The following is a 12,130-nucleotide window of genomic DNA, read 5'->3' as shown; positions in this document are numbered from 1 at the left end:
CCTGTTATTAATTCCTTAACCTATTTATATTATATATTTTTTTAACAAATTTATTCTAGCATATAAGCTATATTTTGTATATACTATTTATATATGTAGTATACTTTTTTCTATAAATATACCATATAATATATCATATTATTAAACCAAAAAGAGTAGTATAAATATACTAACATTTATACTACTCCAAAATTTTTAACACATTTTATATTAATTTAGATTTAAACTAACAGCTAATGCCCTATCAACCTTCTTCATGTCTGCTTCAGTCATATGTCCAATTTTTTCTTTTAGCCTTCTTTTATCCAGTGTCCTTATTTGTTCTAATAGAACAACTGAGTCTCTATTTAATCCATATTCCTCTGATGAAATTTCAACATGAATAGGAAGTTTAGCTTTATTAATCTGAGATGTTATTGCTGCAACAATAACTGTAGGACTATATCTATTTCCAATATCATTTTGTATAATAATTACAGGTCTTATTCCACCCTGCTCAGATCCTATAACTGGACTTAAATCAGCATAGAAAATTTCCCCTCTTTTTACCACAATGTTTGCCATTTTTAAATAATCACACTCCGCAAATCCATGCCTCATACTCATTAACATCATCTAACAAATATTCAATTCCCAATTTAGAATATTCTAAGTTTATTTCAGCCATATCTTTATACCCATTTCTCATTAATACTTCAAATTCAGCTGAAAAACCTTCGTTAATATATTGTATTAACGATTTCTCCATAATTCCACTACTTTTTTTATTTTTTGGAGTTTCTATACCTTTTATTTTAACGTTTTTCACATTATTCAGATTTTTTATTGACATATTTCCGCCTCCATCGTAGTAAAATATTCTTATTAACTATGATTATATTGCAAATTATGTCAATTTGTCAAAGGATTTGTATTACTTATTTCTCAATTTTTACATATTCCCTTATCTCTGATAATTTTCGCTTTAATATTTATGTACTTTTATTTTATAGCTTTAATGTTAATGCTGGCTTGATTTCAATTTAATATACTTTCTAAAATAAATCATTACTTAAAGTTTTCTCAATCTTAAAATCCTTATAAGTTATTATTACTCTTTCTTTATTATTATCATCTAAAATCTTTAATAAAACTGGAACCTTTTTATTTTTATCTATATAAAGTTCAGCTTTATCTAAGTGTTTATTCATATTCTTATAGTCTATATTTACTTTCAAATAAAGTCCTGATCCCCATTCTTCCTTAACTTCTTCTGCATCACCTTCCTGATAATTAGATAAAATGTTTTGTAAAAATGCTAATGGATAAATTTTATCTATATCTTTATCAAGAGTATAATCTTCGTCACCATCTTTTTCCACTTTTATTTCTCCGCCTTTATATACTTTAACCCGTTTATAGCCATCTAAAAATTCTATTCTTAACCCTTTATCAAAGCTATAATACTGAGTTGTGTTTTCCTCAAATTGTGATTTTGAATTTTTAAATAAATAATGGACTTTACTGCTATAGTATTTTTCATTCTTTAATTGATTTATTATATCTTCATTTGACGGAATAATTAAATTCCTGCCTATAATGACTAACACAATCACTAATATTGGAATTAATACCAATATTCCAATTATCATCTTTTTATCAAATAAGTTACTTCTCAAGTTCATAATTCCTCCAAATATTTATTACTATGTTAATAGTATTTATGAACTATTTGGAAGATTTATTCTCAATTAACCAATATATTATTAATTTCTATTGGTAATTCATTTATAATATCTCTCGCATTTATTATGTAAACCTGCTCGCCTAATCTATCAGCTATTTTACCATGTATATATGCACCTAAAAGTGCTGCATTCTCTATATTAACACCTTGAGAAATAAATGCATTTATTATTCCTGTTAATGCATCTCCCATTCCACCAGATGCCATCTTACTATTTCCAGTTGAATTTATATAAATTTCTTTACCATTTGAAATCACAGTATTGTAACCCTTTAGCAATACTACTATTCCATATTTATTAGCAACTTCCTTAGCAATTTCACTTCGGTTATCCTCAACCTCCTCAACAGTTGTTTCTAAAAATCTTGCTAATTCTCCTGGATGAGGGGTTATAATTGCTCTATTCTTTAGATTTTTAAGCAGTTTCTTGTTTTTTCCTAATAAAGTTATCCCGTCTGCATCAATAACAATTGGGCAGTTGCTATTATCAATCACCTGTTTTAATATTTCTTCTTGTCTTTCTCCAATTCCAAATCCAGGCCCTAGTGCAATAGAATTTGCACTTTTTATAAGTTCTATTATATTGCTATCAAAATTTGATGTCATAGCCTCTACTAGTCTGTTTGCTAATATTCCTTGAATATCTTTATCACATATTAATGTTGTTAATCCAGCCCCTGCTCTAACTGTACATTCTGTAGTAATAAATGCTGCACCTGTAAAACCTGATCTTCCCGCGAAAACCAAAGCTCTACCATAATCACCCTTATGTCCAAATACTTCTCGCTTTGGAAGTAAAAATTTATATTCTTTTTCTTCTAGAATATACGTATTTTCAGTATTTATTTTTTTCACCTGTTCTGGTATTCCAATTTTTAATATCTTTATTTTTCCCACATAATTAATTGCTTTATATTTTAGGAAACCTCTTTTAATAACTTCAAATGTATAGGTTACATGAGCCCTAATGGAAGCTCCCCTTTCAATTCCGAAATTAGAATCCAACCCTGATGGAACATCTATTGCTGCAATAAATTTTCCATACATATTTACCTTTTCTATTACCTTCTTAAACATGCCTGTTAGTTCATTGTTGAGTCCAACTCCAAAAATCCCATCAACTACTACATCATAATTATTCAAGTCATCAATAAAATTTTCATCTATATCTTCTTCTGACTGAATAAACAATAGCTCCTTCTTATCAATTAACTTCTCTATAATATTAAAATTAGTCCTAAAATCATTGCTGTAATTTTGATTTCCACTTATTATGCAGACTTTTACTTTCTTTCCTTCTAATATTAGATGTCTAGATAATGCTAATGCATCACCACCATTATTTCCTTTTCCACATAATATTAAAAAAGATTCTCCTTTATCTCTCAATACCCTTAATAATTGTATTGCTGCATTTTCCATCAAGACAATACTCGGAATGCCAATTTCATTAATACTCTTGCTATCCATTTCTCTACACTTCTCTGCAGAAAAAATTTCAATCATTATATTACCTCCATAACTGCATATGCTATTGCATTTTCTTTACTATGCGAAATGCTAACATGGATATTTACTTTTTTTATATCCACTATTTTATTAATGTTATCATTTAAATATACAATAGGTTTTCCAAGTTCATCTCTCAACACTTCAATATCTTTTAACCCAAATCCTCTAAATCCAGTTCCTAAAGCTTTACTTATTGCTTCTTTAGCCGCAAAATTTCCTGCTATTACATTTCCCTTAAATCCATGTAAACTAAAATACTCGATTTCCTTTGTAGTAAATGATCTTTCAATAAAGCTTCTAGTTCTACTTATTACTTTTTCAATTCTGCCAATCTCAATTATATCTGTGCCAATACCTATAATCATGTTTATCGCCTTTCCTTAGTAATCTCTTTTCACAATCTTAGCGCAAATATAAAATTATTTCTATAATAATTTTTATTAATTTATAATTTTTTCATTTGTTCCTACATCAAACTCGCAAACGTGTTCATCAACATAATTACCTATCACATCAATCAAATGTATTGGTGAAACTTGATTATTGTATAATTTCATTAGTAATTGTTTCACCTTGTGTCTATGAATTGATATAGTTTCGACTTTTTCTCTTTCCAAATTCACATTCTTTAATCCCACATAATCTTTTCTTTCAATCTCTATCCCATATGCCGTTACACCCATAAAATTTGATTTTATGAGTCTATATGCATATCGAAATTCAAGATCCGCTTCACTATTAACCGATGCATACTCCTCAACTAAATTCATACCCTTCAACTCCTTTAATTAATAATTCTCATTTACAAAATAATCTTATCACAAAACATAACAATAAATTGTCAAAGCATGTCCACGTTTTCAATTTTATTTATCTTTTTATTGACAATAAAATTTCTTCCTTTCACTTTTATTACACGTACATTCTTCAGTTTGGTGTTTTTTACCTCTCATTGTCGAATAAAAGAATAACTTTCCACCCAATATCATCATCCAAATGTAATTATTGTCGATTGCCGTAATATATTCAATTCTACTTATATTAATGCATAAAAAAAGAGCTATTAGCTCTTTTTTTACCTCATAATCTCTCTTTTCATTCCATAATTGAAAAATATTTTTAGATACCGTTTACATCTTTATTATAACACATTCATTCTTAAATACAACCCTTTTTCAATAAATTTCATTAATTAATTATATTAAGTTTTATGTCCTTTTACTTTATATTTTTCATTTAAATTCATTTTACTTTTATACGAATACCTTTAATTTTATTAAATATTTATAATAACATCATATTAAATAATCAATGTTATTATGTTATTTTATCCCAATATAACTTTTTACTATTTTATATGTTATATATTGCATAAAAAAAATTGCCTTATATTTAAAAAATATTTAGGCAACTCTTTATTATTGATATTCTATATTATTCTCTTAACATAATGTCTTCAAAATCCCAAGTAATTAGTTAACCTTCTAAAATCTCATCTTTTTGTTTTTTATTTTCAATAAATTTAAAGTCTTCTGCTACAACCTCTATTATATACTTTTTATTCCCATCCTTATCTTCATAGCTACCAGTTCTTAGTCTTCCACTCACTGTGATAAGGCTTCCTTTCTTCATATATTTAACAATAACTTCCGCTTTTTTTCCCCATACTCTAATTGGAATAAAATCAGCTTCTCTAGCTCCATCTGGCAACTTAAAATTTCTTTGTACAGCGATTGTAAATTTAGTATAAATCTTATCACTATTTTCAGTGTGCCTAAGTTCAGGGTCTCTAACTAATCTTCCTAACAGTATTATTTTATTCATTTCTTTACCTCCTGAATTTTTTTCTTTTAAAGTTATATCCACTTCAATAACTTATATTCATCAGAAGCAAATTAATTTTCATTAATATTTGATTTTTTTATTTTCTGCTGTAACGCAGTTTATTTCAACTCCCAAAATAAATATTATTGATATCAAAAATAACCATGTCATTAGAATAAATACTGCTCCAAGACTTCCATATAATCTTGCGTAATTATTAAAATTATCTATATAAAATGAAAATCCAAAAGATACTATCCCCCATCCTAGTGTGCTAAATATAGCTCCAGGAATCACCTCTTTCCATATAAGCTTCTTAGCTGGAGCAAATGTATAAATCCCTATAAAAATAAATATCATAATAACAAGTATTAAAAAATATCTCAATACATTCCAAAAAACTGATATTATATAGAATTGATAAATCGATTGAATGTATTCTCCTATTACATTACCAAAAACTAAAAGTATCAGTGATAGCATTATAGTTATTGCTAATGATAATATTCCCAACATAGATATTATTGACAACTTAATAAACGATCTGTTTTCCTTAAAATTATAAGCTTTATTTACACTTTTAATTATAGCTTTAAATGCCGAGGATGCTGTCCATACCGTCAACAGAATTGAAATTCCTAACAAACCAGTATGTTGATTATCAAATACTTCTTCTATTGTTGTTCTTGTTAATTCTAGTATACTTTTGGGAAACATAATACTAAGTTGTGCTAATATTTGAGCAGAATTAAACCTACTAAAGCCAATTAATGTCATCAGAAAAAGCATGAATGGGAAAAATGACAACACCAAATAGTATGCTAGCTGAGAGGCTAAGGCAAATACATCATCTTTCTTAATCTTAACTATAAAATATATTAAAAACTTCATTATATTTTTATATTTCATACACATTTTACCGCCATTTCTTATTCTATATTCTTCTTTAATTACAATATACGGCAACTAATTTATAATTTAAACATATATATTTTATTCTAATATTGTTATTTTTATGTGATTTGTTTATAAAAAAACTGGTTATATGAAAACTCAAAATAACCAGTTTAAAATCTTTGTTAAAATCATCTTATAACTCTACTTACTATACAAATATCCTGAAAATATTAACAATCCAAAACATGCTATATGGAAGGTAATCACTATTTGCATATATTGAAACCATTTTTCTTTCTTATGATTTTTATAAAATTTCGATTTTCTTTGATATATATCAGTTCCAACTAATGCTAAGCCCTGATATAGTCCATATATAATATAATACCATTTTAAGTCATGCCATGCTCCCATTATTAACATTGTAAGCAATTGTCCAACATGAGAAGCTACAAACCTACTCTTAAATCTCTTATTTCTCATGCTATTTAATACAAATCTTGAATATATGTAATCTCCAAACCATTTCGATAGAGAGATGTGCCATCTAGTCCAAAACTCCTTCATATCCTTACTAATAAATGGTTTATTAAAGTTTTCTGGCATTCTTATCCCTAAAATATAGCTTGTACCAACTGCAAAAGCTGTATATCCTGCAAAATCAAAGAACAAATATAAGCTATATGAATACATATAATTCATACTATTAATAAAGGTTATATGCGTAGGTATTTTACTCATCCATATTGAATTAATTATACTAGCTATAATAAATTTATATACTATCCCTCTTATTATGCATTTTATCCCATAATACAAATATTCATTAACATATTCATTCCTGCTTATATTCTTATCTAAATCCGATTCAAATCTTCTTGATCTATCAATAGGACCAGAAATTAAAGTTGGAAAAAACAAGAAGAAATATAGTGTTTTTAATATACTAACTTCTTTAATAGTCTCGTCATATATTTCTATAACCATTTGAATAGCTTTGAAATTCATATACGAAAGACCTATAAATCCTATACTTCTTTCAATCGTTACAGCACTTATTTTAAAAATAACAACTGGCAACATTGAACAAAGCAGTACTAAAAAATATAAATATTTGTTATCTGTCTTTTTTCTTAAAACAGAGTAAGTTTTAATTAATGTAATTTCAAAAAGTAAAAATAAAGGAAATATTTTCCCCATTCCCATTATTGCCATTATCATTAATATTGATAAGAAAATCCCATAATATTTAATTTTTTTTTCAAACAATCCCATAATAATAGCAGGTATTAAGGCAATTGCTAGCACATATAAATAAAAGTAATCGCCATATTCAACTAATGTCATTTTAATTCCTCCATGGTTATTAGTGGATAATTATAGGTTAATTTACTCAAATATCCACAAGGCTATTTATTGTACTAAAATTGACTATATACAAATGGTAAATCTGCTGCAGAGTAGAAGAAATATGCCATTAATGCTGAAACTAGCACAATTGATAAAATTATACTTCTGCTCAAATCTCTATTTTTATTTAAAATGTTTATAAATTTCTTCATCTACCTTAAGCCACCCTTCTTTTCCAAAATGTTGAGTATCAAATAAAAAGTATTGTTTATATTCATATTGAGATAAATCAAGAACCTCAAATCCACTGTCCTTAGATAACTTCTTAATCTCCTCATAATAATTCTGTCTAGCATCTTTGCTAAGTTCTTCATAATCAGCATACCATCCATTAGCTGGTTGCAATATAATATACGGTTTTATATTTAAATCTTTGCAAACACTCAAGAAAAATTTATAATCATCCATTTCCTTTGCTGAAAGCAAATCATCTGATTTACATTCCCCTTTATGTTTACTCACTGTACTTCCCAAGTACTCCTTATAATAGTTATCCTCTAACTTCAACTCATTTGTTGATATTAATTTTTCATTTTCATTCTCAATTTTTTTATATTCTTCATCCCAATTAATTTCTTTTGGCTGTTTTTTATCAGCTATGTTTGGCAAATCTTTAAGCTCCTCATAAATTAATGCCTTATCTTGAACATCTAGCAAATATTGCTTCATCTCATAATATGGTTTAAATGCAGCCTTTTGAAACGTCGAAAATTTGCTAGAATCCAAATATAACTTAGCGTAATATGCTTCTGGTGAATACTTTTTAGCTTTTGTTAGAAAGTTATAGACTCTATCTGCATAATATCTTTTATTATTTTCACTTATCTTAGGATTATTTAAAAATTTATAAAATTGCACTTCTGAAAAATTAGCCACAAAGCTAGCTGGATCTAATTCATTTTGTTTTTCAAACCATTGAATCGATAGGACATATGCAACTTTTTGATTATCATTAATATCTGCACCACCAAGATAATTAGCTTGCTGTAAACTTTGTGAAAATGCCCTTCCAAAACCACTTAAATCATAGTTTTCTCCTTTAATAGGAAATAACTTCAACGGATTTTGTGGTACCTTTATACTCATTTCGGAAGAAGCAAGCAAGAATAAATCTCCCTTGTCAGACAATAATTTTTTATCTAGAGAACTCTTATCCTTTACAAAATCAGAAAACTTTTTTCCCATTACACTAATATCTTTTTGCTTGGTTAATACCTCTATTTTTTTATCCAAAAATGAATTTACTGCAACTGTTACAAGTACAGCAATCATTATTGGTATTAGTAAACTTATTATTTTTTTCATTGTGTAGCAACCTCTTTGCCGTTATAATTTTAATTTACATAGTTATCATATAAAAAGGTATATTCCTAAATTAAATTTTTACGAATATACCTCATCTGTCTATAATATAATTATAACTTATAAATCTTCTCTCTGTTATTTATTACATTCTTAGTTGCATTTCTTGTATCATACACAACCTTAGCTCTAGCTACAATCGATTCGTAATCATAACAGCTGTGATTTGTTGTAATTATAACAATGTCAGAGTCATCGATAACTTCTTTCCAGTCAACTGAATTATATATTTTTCCTTTATACTTTGATACAGCACAATAAGGATCATTTACTTTAAGATCAGCACCATTCTTTTCTAGTAATTCTATTACCTTAAATGCTGGTGATTCTCTATAATCATCAATATCATTTTTATAAGCTACACCTAATAATAAAACTTTTGCTCCATTTAATGCTTTTTTATTCTTATTTAAAATTTTCATAACATTATCAAGTACAAATTCAGGCATTGAATCATTAATTTCTCCTGATGTTTCGATTAATCTTGTATGATAATCATATTCTTTTGCTTTCCACTCTAAATAAAATGGATCAAGCGGAATACAGTGACCTCCAAGTCCTGGTCCTGGATAAAATGGCATAAATCCATATGGTTTAGTTTTTGCTGCATCTATAACCTCCCATACGTCTATCCCCATTCTGTTACATAATATAGCCATTTCATTAGCTAATCCAATATTTATATTTCTAAAAGTATTTTCTAATATCTTTTCCATTTCAGCCACAGCTGGTGATGATACTGTATGTATATCTCCTTCTAAAATGTTTCTATATAATGCTGCTGCAACTTCAGTACATTCTTCACTACATCCTCCAACAACTTTTGGAGTATTTTTAGTATTAAAATCCTTATTACCTGGATCAACTCTTTCTGGTGAGAAAGCCAAGAAAAAGTCTTCTCCACATTTAAGTCCGCTTTCCTCTAAAATTGGCTTAAGAACTTCTTCTGTTGTTCCTGGATAAGTAGTACTTTCAAGAATAACAAGCATACCTTTATGTAAATATTGTGCAACACTTTTTGTTGAGTCAACTACATATGATAAATCAGGTTGCTTATATAAATCCAACGGAGTCGGAACACAAATACATATGGTGTCTACATCTTTTACAAAACTAAAATCAGTTGTTGCTTGTAGAGTTTTTGCTTCTACCAATTTCTTTAAAGTTTCATCAACTACATCTCCTATATAATTCTGTCCGTCATTAACCATTTTTACTTTTTGCTCTTGAACGTCAAAACCTATAGTTTTATATCCTGCATTAGCTTTTTCTACAGCTAATGGTAATCCTACATATCCAAGACCAACCACTCCAACTTTGGCAGTTTTATTATTTATTTTATCTAATAATTGTTGTTTTAATGCTGACATCTTATACCTCCACTTATTTCAGTTAACAGTTCACAGTTTACAGTTAACAGTTTTTGATGAAATTCTTACAGAATTTCTTTAATAAATATTATTAAACCAATGTATATAGTTCATTTATTACATATTATCTTATACATACTTAATTGAACTAGTCATTTATGCATTTAACTTTTTCACCGTTTATATCATAATTCTTTCCGCAAGCACTGCATGTTGCATGCTCATCATTAAAATTCAGCCTCTCACCACATTGGCATACATATCCCAACATTTTTGCTGGATTTCCAACAACTAAAGCATAATCTGGTATATCCTTAGTAACTACTGCACCTGCTCCTATCAAGGCATACTTACCTATATTATGCCCACATACTATTGTAACATTTGCGCCTATGGATGCACCTTTGCCAATTATAGTTTCCTTATATTCACTCTTTCTTTCTATAAAACTTCTCGGATTTACCACATTTGTGAACACACATGAAGGTCCTAAGAAAACATCATCCTCACAAATCACTCCAGTATAAACAGAAACATTATTTTGTATCTTTACACCATTTCCAAGTTTTACACCTGGTGATACTACAACATTCTGTCCTATGTTACATTTTTCTCCCATTTCACTATTGCTCATAACGTGAGAAAAATGCCATATCTTTGTTCCAGCTCCTATTTTGACATTATCGTCTACATAACTGGATTCATGTACAAAATAACCATTATCCATAAATAATCCTCACATGTTTAAAAATTTTTCTATTGAAACATTAATTAATAATATTAAGCTTGAATGCTTTCAACTATATAATTAATTTCTTCTTCTGTCAGTTCTGGATAAACAGGAATTGCAAAAGTTCTATGCGATAAGTATTCAGCTATAGGCATATCCCCTTCTTTATATCCAAGATCTTTATATACCTTTTGTAAGTGTAGCGGAACTGGATAATACACTCCTGTCGCTACTCCCTTTTCCTTAAGTTTAACTAGCATAGCATCTCTATCATCACACTGAAGTACATATTGATGATAGATAGTTTCGTTTTCTTCAGCTATGATTGGTGTCACTACATTTGAATCTTTAAATTTTTCATCATATATTTTAGCAATTCTTCTTCTTCCAGCATTCCATTTATCTAAATACGGTAATTTTACTTTCAAAATAGCTGCTTGGATAGCATCTAGTCTTGAGTTATATCCTATTAAGTAATTATAATACTTTAATGGATTATATACTGTATCATCACCTTCTTTTGATGTCTCAATTTCTTCTTTAATATTATTTAATAGATTGTATGCTTTTTGACCATTTTCACCACTTCCATGAGTCCTTAAAGCTCTTGCTATGGTTGCTATTCCATCATCATTTGTTACTATAATACCACCATCTCCAGCACATGAAAGATTCTTTGTTGGAAAGAATGAAAAACAAGCAGCATCTCCTAATGCTCCTGCTCTTTTACCTTTATATTTAGCACCTGATGCTTGTGCTGCATCTTCTACAATCTTTAAATTATGTTTCTTAGCTATTTCATTTATTTCATCCATCTTTGCACATTGACCAAAGATATGTACTGGTATAATAGCTTTTGTCTTATCAGTAATTTTTTCTTCTATCTTAGTTGGATCTATATTAAACGTTTCTTTTTCCACATCAACAAAAACAGGTGTTGCACCAACTGCTGAAATAGCTTCTGCTGAAGCAAAATAAGTGAATGTAGAAGTTATTACTTCATCACCATTTCCTATTCCTAAAGATTTTAATGCAATAACTAATGCATCTGTTCCGTTTCCTACGGATATTGCATGCTTAACACCTATGTATTCTGCAAATTCCATTTCAAATTCTGTTACATTTTTGCCCATGATGTAATTTGCTGAAGAAAGTACTTCCTTAGTTACTCTATCTAAATCTTCAGAAATAGATTTATACTGAGCTTTTAAATCAATTAATGGAATATTCATTTCCCTCGCTCCTTAATTCTACATAAAAATTTTATCGTAATCTATTTTATTCTATAAAACTAACATG

At 28.2% G+C, this 12,130-nt stretch carries 14 protein-coding genes; all 14 read right to left on the bottom strand.

Features of this window, described 5'->3' with window-relative positions:
• Nucleotides 1–210 precede the first annotated feature (210 nt).
• Nucleotides 211–564 (bottom strand): type II toxin-antitoxin system PemK/MazF family toxin, encoded by a 354-nt coding sequence (locus L3B98_RS10710; protein WP_017810322.1) that lies wholly within the window; start codon nt 562–564, stop codon nt 211–213.
• 10 nt (nt 565–574) lie between these two features.
• Nucleotides 575–832, bottom strand: a complete 258-nt coding sequence (locus L3B98_RS10705; protein WP_015395579.1) for a hypothetical protein — start codon at nt 830–832, stop codon at nt 575–577.
• A gap of 202 nt (nt 833–1,034) precedes the next feature.
• Nucleotides 1,035–1,664, bottom strand: coding sequence for a germination lipoprotein GerS-related protein (locus tag L3B98_RS10700; RefSeq protein WP_077366527.1), 630 nt, complete (start codon nt 1,662–1,664; stop codon nt 1,035–1,037).
• Nucleotides 1,665–1,726: 62 nt separating this feature from the next.
• Entirely contained in the window at nt 1,727–3,232 is a 1,506-nt protein-coding gene (locus L3B98_RS10695) for an NAD(P)H-hydrate dehydratase (protein WP_238916605.1), read from the bottom strand.
• Complete coding sequence (acpS, locus tag L3B98_RS10690; RefSeq protein ID WP_015395582.1) at nt 3,232–3,603, bottom strand: holo-ACP synthase; 372 nt, start codon at nt 3,601–3,603, stop codon at nt 3,232–3,234. The genes L3B98_RS10695 and acpS overlap by 1 nt, the downstream gene beginning before the upstream one ends.
• A 75-nt stretch (nt 3,604–3,678) precedes the next feature.
• On the bottom strand, nt 3,679–4,008 hold the full coding sequence (locus L3B98_RS10685) for a DUF6514 family protein (RefSeq protein WP_015395583.1): 330 nt from the start codon (nt 4,006–4,008) through the stop codon (nt 3,679–3,681).
• Between the two features lie 706 nt (nt 4,009–4,714).
• The gene (locus L3B98_RS10680; protein WP_015395584.1) at nt 4,715–5,062 is read right to left on the bottom strand and encodes a single-stranded DNA-binding protein; all 348 of its coding nucleotides are present in this window, start codon (nt 5,060–5,062) and stop codon (nt 4,715–4,717) included.
• A gap of 81 nt (nt 5,063–5,143) precedes the next feature.
• A complete protein-coding gene (locus L3B98_RS10675; protein WP_238916717.1) occupies nt 5,144–5,971 on the bottom strand; it encodes a YihY/virulence factor BrkB family protein in 828 nt (275 codons plus the stop codon).
• 189 nt (nt 5,972–6,160) lie between these two features.
• Nucleotides 6,161–7,306, bottom strand: coding sequence for a D-alanyl-lipoteichoic acid biosynthesis protein DltB (dltB, locus tag L3B98_RS10670; RefSeq protein WP_238916604.1), 1,146 nt, complete (start codon nt 7,304–7,306; stop codon nt 6,161–6,163).
• Between the two features lie 74 nt (nt 7,307–7,380).
• Nucleotides 7,381–7,521 carry a hypothetical protein gene (locus L3B98_RS10665; protein WP_015395587.1) on the bottom strand — a complete coding sequence of 47 codons (141 nt, stop codon included), beginning with the start codon at nt 7,519–7,521 and terminating at the stop codon, nt 7,381–7,383.
• On the bottom strand, nt 7,493–8,674 hold the full coding sequence (gene dltD / locus L3B98_RS10660; protein WP_077366529.1) for a D-alanyl-lipoteichoic acid biosynthesis protein DltD: 1,182 nt from the start codon (nt 8,672–8,674) through the stop codon (nt 7,493–7,495). Before dltD ends, L3B98_RS10665 begins: the two co-directional genes overlap by 29 nt.
• Before the next feature lie 110 nt (nt 8,675–8,784).
• Entirely contained in the window at nt 8,785–10,101 is a 1,317-nt protein-coding gene (locus L3B98_RS10655) for a nucleotide sugar dehydrogenase (protein WP_015395589.1), read from the bottom strand.
• A gap of 148 nt (nt 10,102–10,249) precedes the next feature.
• Nucleotides 10,250–10,828 carry an acyltransferase gene (locus tag L3B98_RS10650; protein ID WP_015395590.1) on the bottom strand — a complete coding sequence of 193 codons (579 nt, stop codon included), beginning with the start codon at nt 10,826–10,828 and terminating at the stop codon, nt 10,250–10,252.
• Between the two features lie 53 nt (nt 10,829–10,881).
• Complete coding sequence (locus L3B98_RS10645) at nt 10,882–12,063, bottom strand: DegT/DnrJ/EryC1/StrS family aminotransferase (protein ID WP_238916603.1); 1,182 nt, start codon at nt 12,061–12,063, stop codon at nt 10,882–10,884.
• Nucleotides 12,064–12,130: the final 67 nt, after the last annotated feature.

This window comes from Clostridium sp. YIM B02555 (genome assembly GCF_022320955.1).
Classification (GTDB): domain Bacteria; phylum Bacillota; class Clostridia; order Clostridiales; family Clostridiaceae; genus Clostridium; species Clostridium saccharoperbutylacetonicum.
Note: the sequence above shows the minus strand (reverse complement) of the source record. Positions and strands in the feature narration are given on the sequence as shown.